This is a genomic window from Lysinibacillus sp. LK3, from assembly GCF_001043675.1.
GTDB lineage: Bacteria > Bacillota > Bacilli > Bacillales_A > Planococcaceae > Lysinibacillus > Lysinibacillus capsici.
Genome location: NZ_LDUJ01000024.1, coordinates 63,799 through 87,556 on the forward strand (window position 1 = coordinate 63,799; position 23,758 = coordinate 87,556).

The window sequence follows — 23,758 nt, forward strand, 5'->3', positions numbered from 1 at the left end:
AACTTCAGTACTCCTATTATAAAACGCTTACAGCTATACTGCAATGAACGAAAGGTGAACAAATGTTAAGTTTCAACAGTGTTTGCCTCTTTGGATACCTAAATAACCTCAAAACATAAGAAAAGCACGTTCGTACAAAATAACGAACGTGCTTTTTTGGTGATTACCACCAAATGATTGTTAAAAATGCTAAGAAGAATGTAAATGCGATTAAAATTCCCATCCACATGAAGAAACCAATAACACCACCAAAGTGAGTTTTTTTATCTTCTAAGTGCATGAAAGAATAAAGTTGAAGTACAACTTGAACGCCAGCCAATAATAATACGAATGGCATAATTAAGTATTTAGAAAAATCAGCTGCAACTACTGCGAATGCGATAAAAGTGAAGAAAATCATAATCGCAAAGTTGATTACTTGTTTACGCATATGAACGGCATTATGATGACGATCATACTCATACTGTGCCTGTGACTTAGCAACTATAGGTGTATCGTGTGAAGACATTATCCGATCACTCCCATCAAGTATACTACTGTAAAGATAAATACCCAAACTACGTCGATAAAGTGCCAATATAAAGCAGCAACGAAGAATTTAGGTGCATTGTACAGGTTTAATCCACGTTTAGCATTACGGATCATTAAAGTACCAATCCATACAAGACCTAAAGTTACGTGGAAACCGTGTGTACCAACTAACGAATAAAACGCTGTTGCGAATGCAGATTGATTAAATGTAAAACCAAGGTGCACATAGTGGTTGAACTCATAAATTTCAAGTGCTAAGAATCCAAGACCTAAAGCTAATGTAATCGCTAACCAAGTTTGCATACCTTTAAAGTTAAAGTTACGCATATGGTAAATTGCATAAACAGATGTTAGTGATGATGTTAATAATAACATCGTCATAGCAAATGCTAATGGTAATTCAAATAAACCTTGAGTTGTGAACTCCATGCCAGCTGGCCCTTTGTTCTTAAGCGCTAAATAAGTAGCGAATAAACTTGCGAAAAGTACAACTTCACAGGCAAGGAAAATCCAGAAACCAACGACTTTATTTTTACCTTCCATCGTAGCTTGTTCAGGATGATCTGGCCAAGTATGAGGAGTAAATTTAGTATTGAAATCCATTATTTATTTCCTCCTTTGCCGTAAAGATGTTCTTCAATTTCAAGAATTTCTTCTTTGTGTAAATGGAAACCATGATCGTCTTTAACAGAACGAGCAATCATCGCACCAAATGTAATTGCTAAACCAATGATTAATACATAAATAGACCATGGCTTATCTGCGTCTGGATTGTAAAGTGCACCAAATGCTGCAATAAACATACCTAATGAAATAACGAATGGAATCGCTGAGTTATTTGGCATATGGATATCACCTAGTGGCTCAGCAAATGTTACTTCTTTATTACCTTCTTGTTTTTCAATCCACCATGGATCTAAACCACGAACAAGTGGAGTTTGACGGAAATTATAGAATGGAATTGGTTGTGGAATTGACCATTCTAAAGTACGTCCATCGCCCCAAGGGTCGCGTCCTGCTGGTTTGCCCTTAATAGACATTAAGCAGTTGATTACCATTAAGATAACCCCTACACCCATCATTAATGCACCGATTGTAGAGATATAGTTGAATTGATCCCAACCTTGACCTTCCATGTAAGTGAATACACGACGTGGCATACCCATCAAACCTAAGAAATGTTGAAGGAAGAATGTTAAATGGAATCCGATAAAGAATACCCAGAAAGTAATTTTACCAAGCGTTTCGTTTAACATACGGTTGAAGAAAATTGGCCAGTAGAAGTGCGCTGAACCGAATAATGCTGTAACGATACCACCAACGATTACGTAGTGGAAGTGAGCAACGATAAAGTAAGAATCATGTAATTGATAGTCAAGAGGTGCAGATGCTTGCATGACCCCTGTAACACCACCCGCAACGAATGACGGGATAAATCCAAGTGCATAAAGCATTGGTGTTGTAACTTTAATAGATCCACCCCAAATAGTTAGGATCCAGTTGAATACTTTCATACCTGTTGGAACCGCAATTGCCATTGTTGCAACAGCGAAGATTGCGTTTGCTGTTGGCCCAAGACCAACTGTAAACATATGGTGAGCCCAAACCATGAACCCTAAGAAACCAATTAAAATTGTAGCGAATACCATTGAAGAGTATCCGAATAGACGTTTACGAGAGAACGCTGGAATAATCTCAGAGAATAAACCGAATGCTGGTAATACTAAGATATAAACCTCTGGGTGTCCGAAGATCCAGAATAAGTGTTCCCAAATTACTGTGTTACCACCCATTGTATGGTCAAAGAAGTTACCACCGAACATACGGTCAAATAACATCATTAATAAACCAATTGTTAATGGAGGGAATGCGAATAAGATTAAGGCACTTGATACAAGAGCAGTCCAAGTGAATAATGGCATACGCATAAATGTCATACCTGGAGCACGCATTGTAATAATCGTAACGATAAAGTTAAGACCTGAAATTAATGTACCTGCCCCTGAAATTTGTAAACCAAGAACATAGAAATCAATACCATGTCCTGGAGAGTATAAAGATAATGATGCATAAGAAGTCCAGCCCGCATCAGGAGCGCCACCCATAAAGAATGACAGGTGAAGGAATACTGCACCTAGGAAGAATAACCAGAACCCTAATGAGTTAAGGAACGGGAATGCAACGTCACGCGCACCAATTTGTAATGGTACAAGCATGTTCATAAATGCGAATAGTAGTGGCGTAGCAGCTAGGAATAACATTGTTGTTCCATGCATTGTTAATAATTCATTGAAAAAACCAGCTGATACGAAATCATTATTTGGTTTCATTAATTGAATACGCATTAATAATGCTTCAAAACCAGCGATAGCGAAGAACAATGTACCGGCTAATAAATACATCACTGCTAACTTTTTATGGTCAACAGTAGTGATGTAATCCCAGACAGCTGCTCCAAAGCCCTTTTTCTGTGTGTATGAGCTCACAACTTTTACCTCCCTCAAAATTTGTTACATAGAACGAAAATTATTTTTCTACTGATAAGCCCATGATGTAAGTTGCAAGAGCTTCAATTTCTTCATCAGATAAATTACCGTAGATAGGCGCAGTGCCATCAGCATTCATCATTAAGTTACCTGGTTTAAATTCCTCAGGGTTTTTAATCCAAGCTTTTAAGCTTTCTTCATTATGCTCTAAGAAACCAGCAACACGGTTACGGTCACCAAACGTAGTTAAGTTTGGACCTGGTGTACCGCCTGCTCCTGAACCAGAGATAGCATGACAGCCTAAGCAGCTATTTGCAAAAGTTGCTTCACCAAGATCTGTTGAAGCTTTGTCAGCAGTTTGTCCTTCAGTTGCTTTCATTGCATCAACCCATGCATCAAATGCGTCTGGGCTTAATGTTTTTACTTTAAAGTCCATTAATGCATGTGAAGGTCCACATAATTCAGCACATTTTCCATAAAATACGCCATCTTTAAGATCTTTTGATTCTTTATCGAATACTAAGTAGAATTTGTTTAAGTTTTCCACGTTTGTATCCATTTTACCGCCTACAGCAGGAATCCAGAATGAGTGCTTAACATCGGCAGCTTTTAAATTAAAGTAAACTTTTTCACCTGTTGGTACCACTAACTCTTGAGCCGTTACGATACCTTGGTTAGGATATTCGAATTCCCACCAGTATAATTTTGCCGTTACATTGATTGTTAGGGCTGTTTTGTTCCCTTCTTCATCTACCTCATCCATTGCAGCAACATCTGCAAATTTATAAGTAGTTGTAACAACTGGTACAGCGATAATTAATAATAAAATAATCGGAATAACTGTCCAAATCACTTCTAAAGTATGACTACCCTCTACTTGCTTAGGGATAACATTTTCACCTACGCGTGCACGACGGTATTTTAGGAATGCAAGTAAATAGATAACAGATACTATTACTACTACTAGCGTCATAATTACAGTAGTTAACAGTAATAAATTTAATTGTTGTTTACCTACTTCTCCAGATGGTTTTAGTGTAGAAAGATAATCTTCACCACAACCTGAAAGGAAAACCATCATCACTGCTAGAAGTGAAAAAAGACGCCATTTTTTAAGCCCTTTCATCATAGCTTAATTAAACCCCTCTTTCTTTGTTGTATTTTCATGTGTACCTAGGACATCAGTTCTGTCTATATGAATTCTTATAAAAAGAAAGAATCCCTAACTTTAGCTAAACACCGCAAATATTATGATGGCTACAAATAGTATGGTCATATGATTCAACGAATAAATAAACATTTTATTTGCCCATTTCATATCATCTTTTGTTGTAAAGCCTTTCAGAGCTAGTATTAACCAACCCAAGTTCAATGCAGTAGCAAGAGTTAAAAAGCCAATTCCAAGCTCTGTTAAAAGGAAAGGTAACGGTAATAATAAAAGAATCCAGAATAACATTGAGTACTTTGTACGTTTAAATCCCTTTACAACAGGTAGCATTGGTATTTTAGCTGCACGATATTCCTCAGTCCGTTTCATTGCAAGCGCATAGAAATGTGGTGGTTGCCATGCAAACATGATAAGGAATAAGGCTAGTGCTCCTGGACCTAAGGCAGGCTCAATCGCTGCGAATCCAATAACAGGAGGAATAGCCCCCGAAATACTACCTACAACCGTGTTACTAACATGCTTCCTCTTTGACCACATTGAATACAGAACGACATAAGCAAATATTCCTACTAGTCCCCACATGCCGGCTGCAAACGATGCCGCAAATAACAAAATTTCACCTACAATTAAAAATGAGAGGGCAATGGTCAACACAAAGTTTGGCTTAAATCTGCCTGTCACTGTCGGTCTTGCCTTAGTTCTTTTCATGATGGGATCTATATCCTGATCAATGAAGTTATTCATTGCACCTGAGCCACCAATGATTAATGCCGCACCCAGCATGGTGTAAAATATGACATCAAGCTCTTGCAAGAAATGTCTACTAGTAAACTGAAAAGCCAGCCACATCCCTGTAAACGTTGTGACAAGATTCGAGTTAACGATTCCAATTTTTATTAGTGCTAAGAAATCTTTTACAACAGATGTTGTTTCTGGACCAGGATTTCTAGTAGCCGCCAGTGTACGACCGTTTGACATAATACCTCTCCTTTCATTTTTGTAAGCATATTCCGCTAACAATAACTATAGCGAAATTTGCGATTGATTTCTAGACATTAAGTGAAATTTAGATGAAGTTGTAAAAATTAGTTTTGTCTAGAAATATAATTAAAAACAACATATCTATAGTAAAACATTTTCTAAAATGAATTGTGAAGGTTAAAGCACGAAATTATGAACAATTTGTGAAATGGAATCGACATCTAGTAGTCCCTTCTCTTTACAAGTTGTTTTTTATACGTATTTTCGATATTATCTAGTAGCAGAAACATTACGTTCTTGTAATGTTGATAGATAAAGTAGGTGACTCATTTTATGCAACACAACAGGTATTTGAAGTGGTTTGCTGTTGCCGCTACAGTAGGGATGCTCCTTATATTACTAGGTGGGGCTCTCGTTACCAAAACAGATAGTGGCCTAGGCTGTGGTCGTAACTGGCCTGATTGTAATGGATCTCTTATTCCAAAGGAGATTACACCAGAAGTCCTTATTGAATTCTCACATCGTCTCGTAACAGGAGTTGTATCTATTTCAATTCTTGTGTTAACCGTTTGGACATGGCGTAAGCTCGGACATATTCGCGAAGTAAAACTATTAGGTTTCCTAGCAATGTTTTTCTTAATCGCGCAAGCTCTTATTGGAGCAGCTCAAGTATTATGGGGGCAAGGTGATTTCATCTTAGCTCTACATTTTGGGATATCTCTGATTTCCTTTGCCGCTGTTCTTCTTCTCTCTATGATTGTATTTGAAGTCGATCGGAAATTTGATGCCGATAACGTATTTATCGGTAAAAAGTTACGTTGGCATACAATTGCTGTCACAATTTATTCTTATTTAGTCGTTTATACAGGGGCGCTAGTTCGTCATACAGATTCGAGCTTAATTTGTCCTGATTGGCCATTTTGCTATAATGAAACACCTTTGGCACCCCCGAATAATATGTATGAATGGGTGCAAATGGGACATCGATTAGCTGTTCTTATTATTTTCATTTGGATTGCATACATAACTTGGCACGCTGTAAAGGAATATAAACATCAACGTGTTATCTACTATGGATGGATAATTGCCTTTACTATAGTAGTTTTACAAGTTATTGCAGGTATGTTAGTAGTCCTTACTAAACTGAATTTAACGGTAGCTTTACTGCATTCATTATTTATTTCCCTTTTATTCGGTTTATTATGCTATATGATCATGCTAGTTGCTCGAAGTAATTATAATGAGAAAAAGAAATAGCCCAGAAATAGCCCATTAAAAAAGATTCGCCACCAAAGATGTGTCGAATCTTTTTTCTATGACTATTTTTGTTTCTTCATAGCTTCAGTCCCTATAATTCCAACAATTAAAATAATCATGGATACCAGTGCATAATCTTTAAAAAATGTTGTAAAAGGAATGTCGAAATATCGACAAATTAACGTTACGAGACGGCCTCCTAATAAAATTAAACCAATGACTAACATCCAGTTAAATAGCGCTCTAAGCATTTTTTGGCCCCTCTACTTTCATTGCTGTCCATATAATATTTGTTACTTCGAGACTGTAATCCTCTGCCGCAATAGCAAGCGGTCCCCCTATAAGCATGTATTCACCAATCGCTCCTTGAATTACTTTTGCCATTACATTGACAGAGCGAACACTAAAAGTCCCCTGTTTTTTACCATCTTCTAAAATATTACGTAATGCCGTCAATAGTGGGTCTTCCTCTTCATCTGGCAGTTTATAGTAAGGGATGTCATGTGCAGTCCGAGCGTTGAAGACAATTTCTAATAATGCTGCATTTTCTTTTGGGTGTGTCGCTTGATAAGCAATGCTTGCCTCTATGAAGTTTGCTAATTGTGTGGTAGGGTCACTGGCAGTATATGTTTTTGTCAAAATGAAAGTTGTGGATTGCTCAATTAGTGCTTGCAGACTTTGGTTGATTAAATCTTGTCGATCTACAAAGTGATAAGAAATTAATGCTGTGCTAATAGAAGCACGTTTAGCGATTTGTGCTAAACTTGCCTTTACATAGCCTATATCATCAAGTGTCGCTATCGTAGCTTCAATAATTTGCTGCTTTCTTGCTTCCTGAATAAAGGTATTTTTATTGTTATCCATAGAATTCTCCTGATTGATTAACCAAACATTTTTCTGATTAAGTAATCAGATTTTATATGATTTATCGCTTAAACACAATAAAAAAGGTTATGTAGATACTAATAAAAGCATCTAATAACCTTTTTTTCATGACTATTTATTCAATTTCAATTAATAGATCCCCTGTTGAAATGGCATCTCCTGCACTTGCATATACCTCTTTTACAATGCCGTCTTTAGGTGCTTGGACAGTTGTTTCCATTTTCATAGCTTCTGTAATTAACAGGTGATCACCACGTTTAACAGGACTACCTTTAGAAACAACTACTTTCAACACAGTACCTGGCATTGTAGCACCGATTTGGTTTGGATTGCTTGGATCGGCTTTTAATGCTAAATTGCCATCAACCTCAACAGTCATATCTTGAATCACCAATTCACGCGATTGACCATTAAGCTCAAAGTAAAGGACACGTGTTCCATTGTGTTGTGGTTCCCCGATTGAAACGAGTTTAATAATCAATGTTTTACCTTTTTCAATTTCGACCTCAATAATTTCACCAAGCTTTAAGCCATATAAGAATGTCGGTGTGTCAAGAACTGAAATATTGCCAAAGGATTCTGCTGTTTTCGCATATTCCTCAAAGACTTTTGGATAAAGTGCATAAGCCAGTACATCTTTTTTCGTAACTGGGCGATTTAACTTTTCCTCTAGCACAGCCTCTAATTGATCAAATTGAATAGGCTCTAATAATTCTCCTGGACGAACTGTAATTGCTTCTCGATCTTTTAACACTACTTGTTGTAATGCCTCTGGGAAACCGCCATGTGGCTGCCCAAGATAACCTTGGAAGAATTCAATCACAGAATCTGGGAAGTCAATTGTTTTCCCTCTTGTTAAGACTGTATTTTCGTCTAGATCATTTTGCACCATAAATAAAGCCATATCACCCACTACCTTGGAGGATGGTGTAACTTTAACAATATCACCAAATAGTAGATTTACACGGGAATACATGCGTTTCACTTCTTCCCATCGATCACCAAGCCCTACAGCTTTTGCTTGTTGCTGTAAATTACTATACTGACCACCAGGCATCTCATGTACGTAAATCTCAGAATGCGGGCTGATCATGCCACTTTCAAAATCTTTATAGTATTTACGAACATCTTCCCAGTAGTACGATAATTTTTCTAATGCATCGATATCCGCTCGTACCTCACGTTTGCCGCCCTTCATTGCATAGTACAAGGAGTTTGCACTTGGTTGAGATGTTAGACCTGCCATAGATCCAAGCGCTGTATCAATAATATCAACACCTGCTTCTATCGCTTTAGCATATAAGTAAATTCCATTGCCACTAGTATCATGTGTATGCAAGTGGATTGGCAGACTTGTCGTCTCTTTTAACTCGGAAATTAAACGGTACGCCGCTTCCGGTTTCAATAAACCAGCCATATCTTTAATCGCTAAAATATGGGCACCAGCTGCTTCAAGCTCTTTCGCCATATCCTTATAGTATTGCACTGAATATTTCGCACGACTGTCATCGAGGATATCCCCCGTATAACAGATGGCTGCTTCAGCAATTTTTCCTGATTGACGCACAGCATCTATCGCTACTTCCATGCCTTTAATCCAATTTAAGCTATCGAAAATACGGAATACATCAATTCCTGATGAAGCCGATTCAGCGATAAATTCTCGGATTAGATTGTCAGGATAGTTTGTATAACCAACAGCATTAGCTCCGCGCAGTAACATCTGGAATAACACATTCGGCACTTGCTCACGCAGTTTCGCTAGCCGCTCCCATGGATCTTCTTTTAAGAAGCGATATGCTACATCGAATGTTGCACCGCCCCACATTTCCAGCGAGAATAACTGATGCATCATGCGAGCTGTTGCATCTGCAATTTGATACATATCCTGTGAACGAACACGTGTTGCAAGCAGGGATTGGTGAGCATCGCGGAATGTAGTATCTGTTAGTAGTACGTCTTCCTGTGCTAAAATCCACTGCACTAAGCCATCTGCTCCCTGTGTATCTAAAATCTGCTTTGTACCTGCTGGTGGTACAATTAAAGGATCAATTTTAGGTTGGTTTGGCTGGACAAAGATAGGTTTTGACTTCTTCTCTACACCAGGGAAGCCATTTAAGGTCACATTCCCAATATAGCTTAACAGCTTTGTTCCACGGTCTTTACGCACAGGGAACTCGAAAAGCTCTGGTGTTGTATCAATAAAGCTAGTATCAAAGGCCCCTGATAAAAACTTTTCATGAGTCACCACATTATTTAAAAACGGAATATTCGTTTTAACGCCACGAATACGGAATTCTTTTAAATTACGATCCATTTTCGCAGCAGCTTCTTTAAAGTTCATACCCGAAGTAGAAATTTTCACCAACAAAGAGTCATAGTATGGTGTAACGACAGCACCCTGGAAGCCATTCCCAGCATCTAATCGCACGCCAAAACCACCACTTGAACGGTAAACCATTAACTTTCCTGTATCTGGCATAAAGTCATTTGCAGGGTCTTCTGTTGTCACTCGTGCTTGAATGGCATAGCCAATCATTGGCATATCTTCTTGCTTTGGCATATGAATTTCTTCACTGTGAAGTCCATAGCCTGCCGCTACCTTAATTTGGGCATGGACGATATCAACACCTGTAATCATTTCTGTAATTGTATGTTCTACTTGAATGCGAGGGTTTACCTCGATGAAATAAAAATCGTCTCCTGCGACTAAAAATTCCACTGTCCCTGCATTTATGTACGAGACATTCTTCATTAATTTCACAGCAGCATCGCAAATACGATTTCTTAACTCTTGTGAAATCGAATGAGATGGCGCAATTTCTACCACTTTTTGATGTCGACGCTGAATTGAGCAATCACGCTCATATAAATGCACAATATTGCCATGTTTATCGCCAATAATTTGTACTTCAATGTGTTTTGGTTTTATAATTGCTTTTTCTACATATACTTCATCGGAACCAAAAGCAGCCTTTGCCTCAGATTTTGCTCTTTCATAGGAGGAAGCAAGATCCTCTGGCGTATGGACTAGACGCATCCCTCGACCACCACCGCCAAGTGCTGCCTTAATCATAACTGGATAGCCATAATTGCTAGCAAACGTCTCTACCTCTGCTAGATCGGCTACTGGGCCATCTGTACCAGGAATAACAGGAATCTCAGCCGCAATGGCTTGAGAACGTGCTTTGACCTTATCTCCAAACATATCTAAATGCTGAGAAGTTGGTCCGATAAAGACAATGCCCTCTTCCTCACAGCGACGTGCAAATTCCACGTTTTCTGATAAAAAACCATACCCTGGATGAATCGCATCAACATCTGCATCTTTTGCGATGGCAATAATACCTTCAATATCTAAATAAGCATCGATTGGTTTCTTGCCAGCTCCCACTAAATAAGCTTCATCTGCTTTAAAGCGATGAAAAGCACCACTATCTTCTCTTGAATAGATGGCAACAGTTTGGATATTCAGCTCCGTACAAGCACGGAAAATACGAATTGCAATTTCTCCTCGATTGGCTACGAGAATTTTGTTGATTGATTCCATAGGTATCCCCCTTTATGATTGTGTTTTTTTCCTCTCTACCTTTTCAAACATAGAAACATTGATCAATATTCCCATCGCTAAAGATAGAATGATTATAGATGTACCGCCATAGCTTATAAAAGGTAACGTTACACCGGTTAACGGGATTAACCCGGTTACACCCCCAAGATTAATAAACGATTGCCAGCCTATCCAGCTCGCAATACCAGCCGCAATCATGCGTGCCAATGGATCTTTTGTCCGCAATGCAATAGAAAAACCTTTATATACAATAAATCCCAAGCCACATAAGACAATCAAAACGCCCCATATCCCTAACTCTTCCATTATGATTGCCATAATAAAATCTGTTTGTGGTTCAGGCAAGTATCCTAATTTTTGAATGGATTGACCAAGGCCCCGCCCTTCTAAGCCGCCTCCGCCAATGGCATAATAACTATTCACCACTTGGTGACCACTACCATCCTCATACTCAAATGGATTTAAGTAAGACAATATCCGTCCTTTTCGATTTCCTGTTAGTAGCTCTCCCTTAAATATCCATAGAATACCAAGAATAGCTGTACCAAACGCACCTAATACACCGAAAAATTTCCAAAATGTTCTAAATGGAATACCACTTGAAGCTACAACTGAAACGGCAATACCACATAGAATAATCACTGCTCCTAAGTCTGTTTCAAAGGCTACCCCAGCAACTACTAAAATCCATAGAAAAATTGGGTAAAAAATTTCAGTCGGTTGTAGCTTTTCAAACGTATATTTTTGCGCTTTTCGATAAAAAGCAGCTGCAAAATATAAAATTATAAATAGTTTCGCATACTCTGAAGGTTGAAAATTCCCTAAACCTGGGATAGCAATCCAACTTTGAGAGCCTACTTCTTCTGCCCCATTCCCTGCTACTTTTACCCATGTAAATAACACAACCAATACAACAGTTAGCAATAACATAATATTCTTATTCGCATAATGTTTATATGGGAAAAATGCTGTAATGATAAAGCCAAGAAATGCCACCATTAAATTGGTCACTTGCTTTTGATAAAAATAATCAGGTGCTTGACCTTTTTGAACAATAGCAACCATCATACTTGAACTGTAAATCATTATTAATCCAAATAAACTTAATAATAGGACCGTAAAAAATAAGGGATAATCAAAATTTTGTGCATAGCGTTTTAAGTATTGTCTCATTGGAAAACCTCGTTCTAGTAAAAAAACTCAAAGCGCAAAGAAGCGTTTGAGTTTTTCTTTTTATTTGTCTGTATACGCGTCGTGTAGTACAGAAAGTTCCTTCTCGAGTGAATCGAGAATTTCTTTGCCTTTTTCACGTTCAATCAATCCAAGCTTCACAGCAAAGTCAATTTCACGTGATAGACCGAACATTTGTGTATCTAATACTTCCTCATATAAAGGGCATTGTGGCATTGTTAAATGATCCATTTGTACTCGAATAAGGCGAGCAATCTTATCTGCATCAGCAACTAATAGCTCCAAAGCCTTCTCTTGAAAAGAAGTTTGTGATTTCGTATCCATGAGGACGCCCCCATTATCTGATATTTCTTCGATTCTATCTTAATAAAGTTTATCTTTTAGTCGATAAAAATGCAAGTGTCTTCATTGGAAAATAGAGAATTCGAATTATATTTCTTTATTATCTCTAGGCATTAGCGTTATACTATGTCATGGATATACAAGATTTGAGGAGGATTTCTATTATGGAAACAATAATTCCTATCACAGGTGCAGTCACATACCAACTAACATTAGATCCTACTGTGTGGATTTTCGATGATCGTAAATTAGATTTAAACACTTACTTCACTACTCAAAATGTTGAGGAAGATGCTGACGTCAAATATATGCGTGAAGTAGGAGCACACTGGTCACGTGAAATTATGGAAGGAGCAACTTTCCCACCTACATTAAAATCAGAAAGGAAATTTGACCGTAAAGGAATGGAGACAGGTACATTTGGTATCGAATTAAGTCATTTCTTGAAGAATGCTGAAATTAAACCAGAAGCGACAAAAATCGTCTTAACTTGCAAAGATGGCGAAGAATATCCTTTCACAATTGAAGAAGCTTATACACTTATTTTAAAATATAGCCAAGACGGTAAGCCTCTTTTAGAAGACGGTCCCATCCATGTATTACTAAGAGACGGTTCAAATATTGACAATCCTATTAAAAACGTATCAGCCATTCGCGCTGAATAGGAGGGAATGCAATGCGCGTTAAATGCGTTATTTGCGATACGATTCATAATTTAGATGATAATTTACCTTTAGCAAAAAAATTGCGTAATCGACCAATTCATACTTATATGTGCGATATTTGTCATGATCGCATTTCGGAAAATACTGTAGCACGAATGGAAACAGGCAATTTCCGTTTTTATCGTACTTCACCCCAAATGGATAAAGAATTTTAACTAAAGAACAGATTAAAAAGAGGTGCCTCTATTTGGAGACACCTCTTTTTTTACTATCCATTATTTTTAATAATCGTTTTTTCAACTAATTCTACAACTTGATACATAATGGTAGCAAAAAAGGCAATGATCAGAAGTGACATAAGGACAAGGTTAAAATTAAATACTTGGAAGCCATAGATAATTAAATAACCAAGTCCTTTTGAAGCTACTAAAAATTCCCCTACAATAACCCCTACCCATGATAAGCCAACATTCACTTTCAAGGTCGAAATGATTGTAGGAAATGAGGCTGGCAAAATGACCTCACGAAAGATTTGCCATCTTGTCGCTCCAAAGGTTTGTAAAACCTTACTATAATTCGGATCGACACCTTTAAATGCCGTATATACAACAATCGTTGTTATAATGATGGATATTAATGCACCCATAGCTATGATAGAAAAATAACCTGGGCCGAGTGCAACAATCAAAATCGGACCAAGTGCAACTTTTGGCATCGCGTTTAAAATTACTAGATAGGGATCGAGTACTTTTGATAGTAACGGGGACCACCACAAGACAACAGCTATTAATGTTCCTAATAAAGTCCCCGCTAAAAAGCCAATAACTGTCTCCATTAATGTAACACTCACATGCAATGTTAAAGAACCGTCAATGACTTTCTCAATAAATGTATGCCATACATTAGTTGGCGAGCTAAAAATTAACCGATCAATCCATTCTAATCTTGAAAGCAGCTCCCATCCACCAAAGAATAGCAGTAAAATAATAAGCTGATATATTCGAACATAGCGTTTTTCTTTTTTTAACAATTGCTGATATTGCTTAAATAATGTATTATCCAAGGCTCTCCAGCTCCTTCCAAATAGTTTGGAAAATATCTGCATAGGCTGGATGCTGTCTTACATCAAAAGGTGATAGTTCATTAAGGGCTTTAGGTATTTCAAACACTTTGTGAACTGCCCCTGGGTTTGCAGAAAATAGAACTACGCGCTCACTCATTGCGATTGCTTCACCAATATCATGTGTCACAAGAATAGCAGTCTTTTTATAAGTTTTTAATGTTTCCACCACTAAATCCTCAAGCTTTAATTTCGACTGATAATCTAACGCTGAAAATGGTTCATCTAATAATAAAATTTTAGGATTTACAGCTAAGGTACGAGCAAGGGCCACACGTTGCCGCATACCTCCTGATAATTCTCGAGGGTAATTGTTCCCCACATGCGGTAATCCTACTTCCTGTAATAACGCATTGGCCGTTACTTTATGTGTTTTATGACTTTTCTCCATTATTTTCAAGCCGATTGTGACGTTTTCTTCAATGGTCTTCCAAGGAAATAAATAGTCCTGCTGAAGCATATAGCCAATGCTTGATTGATTACTTGCTGATAGCTTTTCACCATCTATATAAACATTGCCTTCAGTGGCAGGGAATAATCCTGCAATAATTGATAATAATGTGGTTTTACCGCAGCCACTCGGCCCAATAAACGAAACAAACTCTCCTTCATGAATGGCTAAACTGATATCACGTAATACTTCCTTTGCCTGTGTACTTGAAAAATAACTATGGTGAATATTCTCCAGCTGTAAAAATTCCATATTACTCAGCAGCCTTTTTGGCAAAAGTAGTGTTCACAAGTTTTTCATACTCCACTCGTTGAGGAAGTTCACCTGCTTCCTCCATAATTGTTTGCAAGTTATCCCACTCTCCTTCATCAAGGATTGGGTCAGTAGCATAAGAGCCTTGTGCTTTATATCGCTCAATTACCGTTTCAATTATCTCTATATCTACATTTTCAAAATACGGTTGAATAATCTTTGCTACTTCAGCAGCACTCTCATTTTGCACAAAATCCTGTGCTCGTTTCAATGCATTTGTAAAGGCTTGAACAGTTGAAGCTTCATCCTTTAAATAACTACTTTTAGCCATAAAGGACGTGTAAGGAAGATTACCAGACTCAGTTCCAAACGAAGCTACAATATAACCTTTTCCTTCTTTCTCAAAGACACTCGCAGTAGGTTCAAATAATTGAACATAGTCACCAGTACCTGATGCAAAAGCAGTAGCAATGTTGGCAAAATCAATATTTTGAATGAGCGTTAAATCATTTACAGGGTCGATGCCATGTTTTTTCAGCACGAATTCACCTGCCATTTGTGGCATTCCACCTTTACGTTGCCCCAAAAACGTTGAGCCCTTCAATTGATCCCACGAAAAATTATCTATCTTATCTCTTGCCACTAAAAAGGTACCATCCGTTTGTGTTAACTGTGCAAAATTTTGAATGGGATCATTTGCACCTTGTAAAGTGACATAAATAGACGTCTCCGACCCAACTAAAGCTATATCAATTCCATCTGACAGTAACGCCGTCATCGTTTTATCGCCACCTGCAATCGTTTGTAGCTCAACAGAAAGACCCTCCTCCTCGAAGAAACCTTTCTCAAGTGCTACATATTGAGGCGCATAGAAAATCGAACGAGTTACTTCTCCTACTTTGACTTTTTCTAGCTCTGCTTTATTACATGCCGTCAAAGAAAGGAGTAACAAAGCAATGACACCTAATAATAAACCTCTTGTAAGCCAACGCATTCCCTTTCCTCCTTGATGTGTTGAAAATAAGCCTATCGACATTAACTTATTCACATAAGAAGATTTCGGTGCCTATCATTTTTTAATTTGTGTAGAGTGCGGGTGTTTCTTCAGTTTGACTACAGGGGAAACATACAAAAAAACAGCCTTAGCATTAAAACCGCTAAGACTGTTTATAACAGATAAAAAGTTCTTATTATAAAGTACGTAATTGTTATTGATTGGTAGCTTGTTGCTCTTCTCTTTTTTCACGCCATAGCCTTGTTTTATAGACAATTAGAATTAAGGCCGCTACAATCAGACCTTCAATCATTGGTAAGAATAGGGCGAAGAATGTAAGCATGATACAACCTAAAAATAGGAACGCATAAATAATAATATTTTGAGATAACTTTAATTTCTTGGCAAAGCCTAGTTTATAGACAATGGCAGAAAGTACAAATACAAGAAGAAATACAACATAACCTGCTATTTCATAGCTTGGTAAATTTTCATATAAAAATCTAGTGATACCAGCCATTCTCCCATAAACTCGTGTTGTTTCATCTGTACCTGTCTGTGCAGCAACTTGAATAACATTTAGTTCACCCAATAAAGCGGACTTCAGATCCAAGACTCCTCTTCCTTTCGTGGAAGCAAAAAATTATTGTTCAGCGTTTTTTAGTTTTTTCGCTATTCTTTCACGTTCATTTTTATCTAGAATTTGTTTACGAAGGCGAATAGATTCTGGAGTGATTTCTAAATACTCATCATCATTTAAGAACTCTAATGCTTCTTCTAGTGTTAATAGACGCGGCTTTTTAATAACGTTTGTTGCATCTTTTGTCGCAGAACGAACATTCGTTTTTTGCTTCATTTTTGTTATGTTTACAGTGATATCATTATCACGTGTATTTTCACCAACAATCATACCTTCATAAATTTCAGTACCTGGCTCAACAAATAGTGTACCACGGTCCTCTACTTGCATCATACCATAAGTTGTCGATTTACCAGTTTCCATTGATACAAGAACACCTTGGTGACGTCCACCAATACGGCCTGGAATATATGGTTGGTAACAATCGAATGTATGGTTAATGATACCAAAACCTTTCGTCATAGACATGAATTCTGTTGTATATCCAATTAAACCACGAGCAGGAACAAGGAATGTTAAACGTACTTGGCCATTGCCATTGTTCACCATATCCAACATTTCACCTTTACGCGTACCAATCGATTCAATAACCGAACCTACATTTTCCTCTGGAACATCGATTTGTACACGTTCAAATGGTTCACATTTTACACCATCAATTTCACGAATGATAACTTGAGGTTTTGATACTTGTAGTTCAAAGCCTTCACGGCGCATATTTTCAATAAGAATTGATAAATGTAGCTCACCACGTCCAGAAACCGTCCATGCATCTGGTGAATCTGTATCTTCTACACGTAGAGATACGTCCGTTTGAAGTTGTGAACGTAAACGCTCTTCTACTTTACGAGCAGTTACCCATTTCCCTTCACGACCTGCAAACGGTGAATTATTCACTAAGAAAGTCATTTGTAATGTTGGCTCGTCTATACGTAATGGTGTTAAAGCTTCTTGATGTTCCACCGGACATACTGTTTCCCCAACGTTGATGTCTTCCATACCTGAAACAGCAATTAAGTCACCAGCTTTTGCTGATTGGATTTCTTCACGTTTTAAACCAAAGAAACCAAATAGTTTCGTTACACGGAATTGTTTCACAGTCCCATCTAACTTCATTAAAGCAACTTGTTGCCCTACTTCAATTGTTCCGCGGAATACGCGTCCAATCCCAATACGACCAACATAATCATTGTAGTCAAGTAATGCCACTTGGAATTGTAATGGATCTACTGAGTTGTCTACTGGTGCAGGAATTGCTTCAATTACCTTTTCAAATAGACATTGCATATTTTCTTCTTGTTTTGCTGGATCAGCATCAAGAGAAGCTGTACCGTTTACACCTGATGCATACACAACAGGGAAATCTAATTGATCATCATCAGCGCCTAGCTCGATGAATAATTCTAATACTTCATCTACTACTTCTAAAGGACGAGCTGAATCTTTATCAACTTTGTTTACAACTACAATCGGTGTTAACTTTTGTTCCAACGCTTTTTTCAGTACAAAGCGTGTTTGCGGCATACAACCCTCATACGCATCGACAACTAGTAAAACGCCATCTACCATTTTTAAAATACGTTCTACCTCACCACCGAAGTCGGCGTGTCCAGGCGTATCAAGGATGTTAATACGAGTTCCGTTATAGTTTACTGCAGTATTTTTTGCTAAAATTGTAATACCACGTTCGCGTTCAATATCATTAGAGTCCATTGCACGTTCTTCAACATGTTCGTTTGAACGGAATGTACCTGATTGTTTTAATAATTGGTCGACTAAAGTAGTTTTACCATGGTCAACGTGGGCGATAATTGCGATATTGCGAAGATCTTGACGTAAGTTTGTCATTATTCCACTCCATATTCTTTTTTCGAATGTTTAACTGTGATATTATAGCACAAGAAGGATAGAAATGTCCTTATTAGAATTTCCATCATTCTAAAAAATATATTTGATCGACAAATTTTTTATATAGGAGGCTAGGCTATGAATCGTGCAAAAATCGTAATGGCCATCTATGCATTGGCAGCTGTATTAGCAATGTGTTCTATCGGCTACTCTGTTGCAGCTAGTAATGTATTTGGTGTAATAGCTGGTATTGTGGCTACTTGTGTCATTTTCATGACAGCCTTTAAAATGAAGCGTAAACTACGTGCGCAAGGATTACTTTAAAGAACATAAAAAGGAGCTGTCTAATAAATAGACGGCTCCTTTTTATTCATATGGCACTATATATTTTTCTAATAATTCTTTATGAATAGCGGGATTAGCAATAATAAATGTATCCTGATGAAGGAAATCAAAGCCTTCACCATGTAGATTTGTAGCAACTGCTCCAACTTCCTGAGCAATGATGGTCCCTCCTGCGATATCCCATGGTGCTAAACGCATAGAGACATAGGCATCTAATTTGCCACTTACAACAAATGCAATTTCCATTGCTGCGGAGCCATAGGACCGTGTACCGCGAACTTTACGAACCATATCTATCACCTTTTCATGGTGAATATGTCGATTAGGTGCGACCCAATGTGCATTTATGCCAATGACAGACTCCTCCATTGTAACAGACTGTAGTTTACGCAATGGTGAATCATTATACCATGCCCCTTGCCCCTCGATGGCACTAAATAAATCCTCCCGCATGACATCAAATATGTAACCTAACTTTCCTACGCCATTGACAAAAATACCGATTGAAATCATAAAATGGCGATGCTGTTTAACAAAATTCATCGTTCCATCAATTGGATCAATAATCCAAACTACACCATCTAGTGATTTAACCTGTTCGCCCATTCCTTCTTCCCCTAGAATTTTATGGGTTGGATCAAAAGCTTTAATTTGCTCAATAAAGAATAACTCCGTCTCTCGATCAATATTGGTAACGAGGTCATTTGCACCTGATTTTGTCTCAATTACTAGATTATACGAAAAAGCCTCTCGAATACGTCGCCCAGCTTCAAAAATAATATCTTTTGCAAATTTATCAATTTGTTGTAAATCCACTCATAACCCACCCTTCGAATATAAGAAAAGGCCTTTTATATTAATCGCTCTCGTATGTTTATGATGCCTTTTCCCACTACTTCACAACTTTTGCTATATAAAACCTAGTACTACCTTATGATATAATTTCTATTTTACCCTTTGTCACAATAAAAATCACCTGCTGTCGGAATATTCAGCAAGTGATTTTTTAAATGGGTATTAGATTTTGATTACGCATAGGCGTGCAAACTTTCAAGTTCCATCTGAATTTCTGCCAGACGTTTTTTACTTTTTTCAATTTCCATGTCATTTTTTTCATTCATTGCTGCAAAAAGTGAAGCTAATTCATAATCTAATTCTAATTGTAAAATGTGCTCATATTGCTTTTCAATGTCAACTTTACGTATAATTTTTACGAATGGTTTCATAAAAAACACTTCCTTTTTTTAATTTTTTTACAAAAACTTTACTCATTTGATAAAGTTCTTGTTATAAGATTTTTTCCCAAATTCAGCGTAAAATAAACCTTATAAAACGAAAGGAGTAAAATAAAATTGCCAAAAATAAAGTGGACAAACAAAGACTTTAAGGTTTTTACAATAGACGGTTTAGAACAAAGAATGGATGCTTTAAATTTACATGTACGTCCAAAATTCAATCAGCTAGGTGAAGATTTTTCTGCATTTTTCTCTAGCCAATTAGGTGAAGAATTCTTCCCGCATGTGGCTAAACATGCTCGAAGAACTGTTAACCCTCCAAAAGATAGTTGGGTTGCCTTCGCCCCTTATAAAAGAGGTTATAAATCATTGCCTCACTTTCAGATTGGTCTATGGCACACACATTTATTCATCGTCTTAGCTATTATTTATGAAGCGCCTCAAAAAAATGTTATGGCTGAGCGTTTACTAGCTCATAAATCTTTAATTGAGCAGCTTCCAGATGATTTTATCGTGTCAGGAGATCATATGTCCCCTGAGGCCGTTTCTCTCGAAGTGGCAAAAGAAGACAAGCTTGAAGAAATGCTTATTCGCCTACGAGATGTCAAAAAGGGTGAGTTTTTAATTGGCCGTCATATTCCAAAAGAACAAGCAACCAAACTAACAGCAAGCGAATTACATCAATTAACAGAAGACACATTTAACAGCTTACTTCCTCTTTACAACATTATTGTTGGAAAATAAGCTAACCTTATAAAGTTTTTTATTGATGTAGTTTATGCAATATGTCGTTTTTTAACACAAAAAAATAAAGAGTGGATGTGAGTTGATCTCACATCCACTTTTTTTAACGGCCATTTCTTGGGGTAACTTTTATAATCATCCCATCTTCGGCTTCCTTTGTTTGTTTTACAACTGGATAGCTAATGTAGCCACTCGCCTCTTCAAATTCGCGAAAAATTGATTTTTCCTCTGCTTGGGAAGGAACAATCTCTTTAAAGCGTCGATATTTAGCTAGCATAACTTCACGCTTGATGCCTTTTTCATAAGCTTTCTCAATTCCCTCAAAGAATTGAACAACATCCACAATCTCCTCTGTGGACCAATCAGTTGAAAACGGATAAGAGTATTCCATTCGACAAAACCACCTTTACGTTATTGCCCCCATTTTAACCGTATACTTTCAGCTTCTGCAACCATTCGCTTAATAAGGTCATCAACGGTTGGGATATCGTGAATCATTCCAGTCACTTGTCCAGCCCAGCCAAAGCCCTGTTCCTTATCACCATCGTAAATAAAGCGTTTATTTGCTGAACCACTTATATATTCTTTCAATGCCTCATATGTTGGTGTTTTTTCCTCAATTTCCAAAATCTTTGTAGTAAAGTCATTGCGTAATGCACGAGCCGGCGCACCAATTGAGCGCTTAATAATGGTTGTATCTGCCTCAGTACTTGCAACTAGTGCCTCTTTATAAGCCTCAGATGCATCAACACACTCTCGTGTTGCTATAAAACGAGTGCCCATTTCAATGCCTTCAGCTCCCAATGCTTGAGCAGCCATCCAGCCGCGTCCATCACCAATTCCGCCTGAAGCAATGACAGGAATACTAACACTATCAACCACCTGGGGAACAAGAACCATTGTACCGACATCATCACGCCCAAGATGACCGCCACCCTCTTGACCCACAACCATTACAGCATCTGCTCCAAGCTGTTCAGCCTTTTGAGCTTGTCTACGAGCAGCTACAAGGACTAATTTTTTTATCGCTGTGCCTGCCAGCAAATTAAATATAGGCGCTGGATTTCCCCCTGTCATTGTAACAACTGGAACTTCTTCTTCGATTGCAACGCGCACCATATCCTCATAGCCTGTACCATGCATGCCAATCGCAAAATTTACGCCAAATGGTTTATCTGTTAATGTTCGTACCTTATGGATCTCTGCTCGTAATAATTCAGGATCACGTAAACTCATAGCCGTTATTTGCCCTAAACCACCAGCATTCGACACAGCTGCGGCTAAATCAGCATATGCTAAATAGGCTAATCCCCCTTGAATAATTGGATATTTAACCTGTAAAAGATCCGTCACACGTGTATTCCAATTCATAGTACCTCCCCTTTCGTTCAATACTATTTTCTCGGTATCCTGAAAAAAATCCTTTTATTTTTTAGGAAAAGCCTATTTTTTCGTGTCGTTAGGTGCTATAATTCATTTGTTTTCTTAGATATTATAAAGTGAGGTGGTACCTGCGTTGTCACAATTAGAGACTCCATTGTTCGACGTATTACTAAAACATCGGAACAGACATCCCATTCAGTTCCATATTCCAGGCCATAAGAAAGGGCAAGGAATGGATCCTGCTTTCCGAGAATTCGTCGGCGACAACGTTTTATCAATCGATTTAATTAATATTGCTCCACTAGACGATTTACATTCACCAAAGGGTGCTATAAAAGAAGCGCAAAACTTAGCAGCTGAAGCCTTTGGTGCTGATCATACATTCTTTTCCGTTCAAGGTACTAGTGGCGCCATCATGACGATGATTCTGACCGTCGTCGGTCCAGGTGATAAAATTCTAGTGCCACGGAATGTTCATAAATCTATTATGTCGGCGATTGTATTCGCTGGTGCCATTCCAATTTTTATTCATCCTGAAGTTGACAGCGAATATGGGATTTCTCATGGCATATCCCCTGAAGCTGTTGAAAAAGCATTAAATGCTTACCCAGATACAAAGGCAGTACTTGTTATTAATCCAACATATTTTGGCTTTACAGCTGATTTAAAGCGTATTGTGGAGATTGCTCATGACCGTAATATTCCGGTAGTAGTAGATGAAGCGCATGGTGTACACATAAAATTCCATGATGACCTTCCATATTCAGCTATGGAAGCAGGTGCTGACATGGCAGCAACAAGCGTTCATAAGCTTGGTGGCTCCATGACACAAACGTCTATTTTAAATGTACGTGAGGGTCTTATTTCTGCAAAACGTGTACAAGCTGTATTTTCTATGTTAACAACTACATCGACATCCTATCCATTACTTGCTTCACTTGACACAGCTCGACGTCAGTTAGCCATTCATGGATACGATTTAATTGACGATGCATTACGTTTAGCAAAGGATGCTCGTAAACGCATCAATCAAATACCACATTTAAAGTGTGCAGGTAAGGAAAAGTTACATTCTTCTGCAACTTATGATATGGATCCATTAAAACTTCTGATTAGTGTGAAAGATTTAGGTATTTCTGGTCATCGAGCTGAGGAATGGTTGCGTTATAATGCCAATATTGAAGTCGAATTGTCTGACCTTTATAATATCTTATGTTTAGTGACCTTAGGAGATACAAAAAAGGAAATTAATCTTTTAATAAATGCGTTAACTCGTATGTCTAAAGCATTTGATTCTGAAGCGGCTATAACAGAGGCTTTGGTAAATGTGCCAGAAATTCCAGCTCTTGCTATGTCTCCACGTGATGCTTTTTATGCAGATACAGAAGTCGTTCCCCTTGCAGAAGCAGATAACTGTATTTGTGCAGAATTTATTATGGTGTATCCTCCCGGGATTCCTATTTTTATTCCCGGGGAAATAATTACTCAAGAAAATATTCATTATATTCAAATGAATATTGAAGCAGGTTTACCTGTTCAAGGACCAGAGGATACAACATTAAAAACAATTCGTGTAATCAAAGAACGTAAGCCAATTTTCTAAAAAATATAAGCTAGCTCTTCAATATGAAGGGCTAGCTTTTATATTTATAAATACAGATGTGAGTAT

Annotated in this window: 25 protein-coding genes; 6 read left to right on the plus strand and 19 right to left on the minus strand. The window is 37.7% G+C overall.

The window, feature by feature from the left end:
- Window positions 1-163 precede the first annotated feature (163 nt).
- The 5 genes from VK91_RS17725 to cyoE all read right to left on the minus strand — a co-directional run bounded on the left by VK91_RS17725 (window position 164) and on the right by cyoE (window position 5,163).
- Entirely contained in the window at window positions 164-508 is a 345-nt protein-coding gene (locus tag VK91_RS17725; RefSeq protein ID WP_004224789.1) for a cytochrome C oxidase subunit IV family protein, read from the minus strand.
- A complete protein-coding gene (locus VK91_RS17730; protein WP_004224788.1) occupies window positions 508-1,134 on the minus strand; it encodes a cytochrome c oxidase subunit 3 in 627 nt (208 codons plus the stop codon). Before VK91_RS17730 ends, VK91_RS17725 begins: the two co-directional genes overlap by 1 nt.
- Window positions 1,134-3,017 carry a cytochrome c oxidase subunit I gene (ctaD, locus tag VK91_RS17735; RefSeq protein ID WP_004224787.1) on the minus strand — a complete coding sequence of 628 codons (1,884 nt, stop codon included), beginning with the start codon at window positions 3,015-3,017 and terminating at the stop codon, window positions 1,134-1,136. Before ctaD ends, VK91_RS17730 begins: the two co-directional genes overlap by 1 nt.
- A 40-nt stretch (window positions 3,018-3,057) precedes the next feature.
- A complete protein-coding gene (gene coxB, locus VK91_RS17740; protein WP_048394696.1) occupies window positions 3,058-4,146 on the minus strand; it encodes a cytochrome c oxidase subunit II in 1,089 nt (362 codons plus the stop codon).
- Window positions 4,147-4,245: 99 nt separating this feature from the next.
- Entirely contained in the window at window positions 4,246-5,163 is a 918-nt protein-coding gene (gene cyoE, locus VK91_RS17745) for a heme o synthase (RefSeq protein ID WP_048394698.1), read from the minus strand.
- Window positions 5,164-5,499: 336 nt separating this feature from the next.
- Between cyoE and VK91_RS17750 the strand changes: the two genes are divergently transcribed.
- The gene (locus VK91_RS17750) at window positions 5,500-6,423 is read left to right on the plus strand and encodes a heme A synthase (protein ID WP_048394700.1); all 924 of its coding nucleotides are present in this window, start codon (window positions 5,500-5,502) and stop codon (window positions 6,421-6,423) included.
- Between the two features lie 62 nt (window positions 6,424-6,485).
- Here the strand turns inward: VK91_RS17750 and VK91_RS17755 are convergent, their stop codons facing one another.
- The 5 genes from VK91_RS17755 to VK91_RS17775 form a co-directional block, all read right to left on the minus strand.
- The gene (locus VK91_RS17755) at window positions 6,486-6,674 is read right to left on the minus strand and encodes a hypothetical protein (RefSeq protein WP_004224783.1); all 189 of its coding nucleotides are present in this window, start codon (window positions 6,672-6,674) and stop codon (window positions 6,486-6,488) included.
- Window positions 6,667-7,287 (minus strand): TetR/AcrR family transcriptional regulator, encoded by a 621-nt coding sequence (locus VK91_RS17760; RefSeq protein WP_048394702.1) that lies wholly within the window; start codon window positions 7,285-7,287, stop codon window positions 6,667-6,669. The genes VK91_RS17755 and VK91_RS17760 overlap by 8 nt, the downstream gene beginning before the upstream one ends.
- A 136-nt stretch (window positions 7,288-7,423) precedes the next feature.
- On the minus strand, window positions 7,424-10,858 hold the full coding sequence (gene pyc, locus VK91_RS17765; protein WP_048394705.1) for a pyruvate carboxylase: 3,435 nt from the start codon (window positions 10,856-10,858) through the stop codon (window positions 7,424-7,426).
- 12 nt (window positions 10,859-10,870) lie between these two features.
- Window positions 10,871-12,052, minus strand: coding sequence for an FtsW/RodA/SpoVE family cell cycle protein (locus VK91_RS17770; RefSeq protein ID WP_048394707.1), 1,182 nt, complete (start codon window positions 12,050-12,052; stop codon window positions 10,871-10,873).
- Between the two features lie 60 nt (window positions 12,053-12,112).
- Window positions 12,113-12,394, minus strand: coding sequence for a YlaN family protein (locus VK91_RS17775; RefSeq protein ID WP_004224778.1), 282 nt, complete (start codon window positions 12,392-12,394; stop codon window positions 12,113-12,115).
- A 182-nt stretch (window positions 12,395-12,576) separates the two neighbouring features.
- Here VK91_RS17775 and VK91_RS17780 point away from each other — a divergent pair, with 182 nt between their 5' ends.
- Complete coding sequence (locus tag VK91_RS17780; RefSeq protein ID WP_048394710.1) at window positions 12,577-13,077, plus strand: hypothetical protein; 501 nt, start codon at window positions 12,577-12,579, stop codon at window positions 13,075-13,077.
- 11 nt (window positions 13,078-13,088) lie between these two features.
- Complete coding sequence (locus VK91_RS17785) at window positions 13,089-13,292, plus strand: YlaI family protein (protein ID WP_048394712.1); 204 nt, start codon at window positions 13,089-13,091, stop codon at window positions 13,290-13,292.
- Between the two features lie 53 nt (window positions 13,293-13,345).
- On the opposite strand, the gene VK91_RS17790 is transcribed toward VK91_RS17785, so the two are convergent.
- The 5 genes from VK91_RS17790 to typA form a co-directional block, all read right to left on the minus strand.
- Window positions 13,346-14,140 carry an ABC transporter permease gene (locus tag VK91_RS17790; RefSeq protein ID WP_082148175.1) on the minus strand — a complete coding sequence of 265 codons (795 nt, stop codon included), beginning with the start codon at window positions 14,138-14,140 and terminating at the stop codon, window positions 13,346-13,348.
- The gene (locus tag VK91_RS17795) at window positions 14,133-14,900 is read right to left on the minus strand and encodes an ABC transporter ATP-binding protein (protein WP_048394715.1); all 768 of its coding nucleotides are present in this window, start codon (window positions 14,898-14,900) and stop codon (window positions 14,133-14,135) included. Before VK91_RS17795 ends, VK91_RS17790 begins: the two co-directional genes overlap by 8 nt.
- Window position 14,901: 1 nt before the next feature.
- A complete protein-coding gene (locus VK91_RS17800; protein ID WP_048394717.1) occupies window positions 14,902-15,894 on the minus strand; it encodes an ABC transporter substrate-binding protein in 993 nt (330 codons plus the stop codon).
- Window positions 15,895-16,108: 214 nt separating this feature from the next.
- Window positions 16,109-16,507 (minus strand): YlaH-like family protein, encoded by a 399-nt coding sequence (locus VK91_RS17805; protein WP_004224772.1) that lies wholly within the window; start codon window positions 16,505-16,507, stop codon window positions 16,109-16,111.
- Between the two features lie 30 nt (window positions 16,508-16,537).
- Window positions 16,538-18,382: a translational GTPase TypA gene (gene typA, locus VK91_RS17810; RefSeq protein ID WP_048394719.1), complete on the minus strand. Its 1,845-nt coding sequence runs from the start codon at window positions 18,380-18,382 to the stop codon at window positions 16,538-16,540.
- Window positions 18,383-18,520: 138 nt separating this feature from the next.
- Here typA and VK91_RS17815 point away from each other — a divergent pair, with 138 nt between their 5' ends.
- A complete protein-coding gene (locus VK91_RS17815) occupies window positions 18,521-18,706 on the plus strand; it encodes a DUF5325 family protein (protein ID WP_004224770.1) in 186 nt (61 codons plus the stop codon).
- Window positions 18,707-18,748: 42 nt separating this feature from the next.
- Here the strand turns inward: VK91_RS17815 and VK91_RS17820 are convergent, their stop codons facing one another.
- The gene (locus VK91_RS17820; RefSeq protein WP_004224769.1) at window positions 18,749-19,543 is read right to left on the minus strand and encodes an inositol monophosphatase family protein; all 795 of its coding nucleotides are present in this window, start codon (window positions 19,541-19,543) and stop codon (window positions 18,749-18,751) included.
- 212 nt (window positions 19,544-19,755) lie between these two features.
- Window positions 19,756-19,953, minus strand: a complete 198-nt coding sequence (locus VK91_RS17825; RefSeq protein ID WP_004224768.1) for a hypothetical protein — start codon at window positions 19,951-19,953, stop codon at window positions 19,756-19,758.
- A gap of 126 nt (window positions 19,954-20,079) precedes the next feature.
- Between VK91_RS17825 and VK91_RS17830 the strand changes: the two genes are divergently transcribed.
- Window positions 20,080-20,706, plus strand: a complete 627-nt coding sequence (locus VK91_RS17830) for a YktB family protein (protein ID WP_048394721.1) — start codon at window positions 20,080-20,082, stop codon at window positions 20,704-20,706.
- 103 nt (window positions 20,707-20,809) lie between these two features.
- Here the strand turns inward: VK91_RS17830 and VK91_RS17835 are convergent, their stop codons facing one another.
- Entirely contained in the window at window positions 20,810-21,097 is a 288-nt protein-coding gene (locus VK91_RS17835; RefSeq protein WP_048394723.1) for a UPF0223 family protein, read from the minus strand.
- 20 nt (window positions 21,098-21,117) lie between these two features.
- Window positions 21,118-22,077, minus strand: a complete 960-nt coding sequence (locus VK91_RS17840) for a nitronate monooxygenase family protein (RefSeq protein WP_048394725.1) — start codon at window positions 22,075-22,077, stop codon at window positions 21,118-21,120.
- Between the two features lie 145 nt (window positions 22,078-22,222).
- Here VK91_RS17840 and VK91_RS17845 point away from each other — a divergent pair, with 145 nt between their 5' ends.
- Entirely contained in the window at window positions 22,223-23,692 is a 1,470-nt protein-coding gene (locus VK91_RS17845) for an aminotransferase class I/II-fold pyridoxal phosphate-dependent enzyme (RefSeq protein WP_048394727.1), read from the plus strand.
- The last annotated feature ends 66 nt before the right edge of the window (window positions 23,693-23,758 follow it).